1 protein-coding gene and 1 pseudogene are annotated in these 294 nt (G+C 61.2%); both read left to right on the forward strand.

The window, feature by feature from the left end; translation table 11 throughout:
- Positions 1-193 (forward strand): TrmH family RNA methyltransferase (locus PZH32_RS13340; RefSeq protein ID WP_275208734.1); only part of this gene is annotated, 193 nt, incomplete at its 5' end.
- Positions 194-215: 22 nt separating this feature from the next.
- Positions 216-294: pseudogene (locus tag PZH32_RS14335) on the forward strand (DUF6485 family protein); the annotation flags it as partial.

Consider the following 294-nt stretch of genomic DNA (forward strand, 5'->3'; position numbering starts at 1 on the left):
GGGGAAGATTGCCCTGGTCATGGGCAATGAGGGCGAGGGTGTTTCGCGCCTGATGCTGGAGAACTGCGACTTCGGGGTGAAGCTGCCCCAGGTGGGCGAGATTTCCTCGCTCAACGTGGCCCAGGCTTCCACCGCTTGCATGTACGAGTGGCTGCGCCAGAATTGGACGGCCGGCGAGGGAGCGGGGGCGTAGCATGTAGGCCGATTACTGCAGCTGCACTGATCACGCGTGCCCTTTCCATCCCGTCAACCATGATAAAGGGTGCACGCCGTGCCTTATGAAGAACCAGCAAG

The sequence above is a fragment of the Adlercreutzia equolifaciens genome (assembly GCF_029076695.1).
GTDB classification, from domain to species: Bacteria; Actinomycetota; Coriobacteriia; order Coriobacteriales; family Eggerthellaceae; genus Adlercreutzia; species Adlercreutzia equolifaciens_A.